The sequence below is a fragment of the Paenirhizobium naphthalenivorans genome, from assembly GCF_007992095.1.
Taxonomy (GTDB): Bacteria; Pseudomonadota; Alphaproteobacteria; order Rhizobiales; family Rhizobiaceae; genus Allorhizobium; species Allorhizobium naphthalenivorans.
Genome location: NZ_BJZP01000099.1, coordinates 1 through 1,284 on the forward strand (window position 1 = coordinate 1; position 1,284 = coordinate 1,284).

Annotated in this window: 1 protein-coding gene; it reads right to left on the reverse strand. The window is 57.9% G+C overall.

Features of this window, described 5'->3' with window-relative positions; genetic code table 11:
* Window positions 1-61: 61 nt before the first annotated feature.
* A protein-coding gene (locus RNA01_RS23310) for an IS3 family transposase (protein WP_170253628.1) occupies window positions 62-1,200 on the reverse strand; the annotation gives its coding sequence in 2 pieces (ribosomal slippage) (window positions 62-942 and window positions 942-1,200; 1,140 coding nt in all).
* Window positions 1,201-1,284 lie beyond the last annotated feature (84 nt).

Genomic DNA, 1,284 nt, shown 5'->3' on the forward strand with positions numbered 1-1,284 from the left:
AGAGGTGGCTCGGTTTGTCTGAACAGTTTGGGGCGTTTTGCTAAGTGGATTTCCGCCTCGATTATGCCGCCACCATCATTGGTGCCAGCGCGTTGAAGTAGGCCTGATCCGGCGTCTGCCGGTCAAGGGATGAATGTGGGCGTCTGGTGTTGTAAAAGATCAGATAACGACCGATACCGGCGCGGGCCTCGGACACGGTTTTGTAGGCGTGGAGATAGACCTCCTCGTATTTGATCGACCGCCAGAGCCGCTCGACGAAGACGTTATCCCGCCACGAACCCTTGCCATCCATCGAGATGGCGATTTCCTCCTTCTTCAGCACGGCGGTAAAGTCGACGGATGTGAACTGCGATCCTTGATCCGTGTTGAAGATGTCGGGCTTGCCGTAACGAGCGAGCGCCTCCTCAACCGCCTCGATGCAAAAGTCCGCTTCCATCGTGATCGACAATCGCCACGACAAGACCTTCCGGCTGAACCAATCGACGACAGAGCAGAGATAGACAAATCCCCGCGCCATGGGGATGTAGGTCAAGTCCATGGCCCAGACCTGATTGGGCCGGGTGACTGCCAGCTTGCGCAGGAGATACGGATAGACCTTGTGCCCAGGCGCTGGTTTCGATGTGCTCGGGCGACGGTAGATGGCCTCGATGCCCATCTTCTTCATCAGCGTGGCGACGTGAAGCCGCCCGGCATTCAGCCCTTCTCCTCTCAAAAGCCATTGCAACATCCGACTTCCCGCAAACGGATATTCGAGGTGCCATTCATCGATCCGCCGCATCAGGGCCAGATCGTCGTCTGACACAGGACGCGGCGAATAATAGACGCTGCCACGGCTGAACCCGAGAAGCTTCGCCTGGCGTGCGACCGACAGTTTGTGCGAGCGGTCGATCATTTCTTTCCGCCCAGCAATCCCGCCTTGCCGAGCGCACCGGACAAAAAATCGTTCTCCAGCGTTAACTCCCCGATCTTGGCGTGCAACGTTTTGACATCGACGGTCGGGCCTGCCGGTTCGGCCTTGGCCTCATCGCCGAAAACGCTCGTCGCCCCCTCAAGGAGTTGGTCTTTCCATTGCTTGATCTGATTGGCATGAACGTCGAACTGCTGGGACAACTCCACCAGCGTCTGTTCGCCTCGGATGGCAGCGAGCGCCACCTTCGCCTTGAAAGCCGGGCTATGGTTCCGGCGCGGTCGTCTCGTCATGGTATCTCCTGTTCCCGGCATTTAAGCCGAAGCCAGGCAGAAATTCCACTTATCCCCGCTGTTCAAATTTCCCGAGCCAGCTCT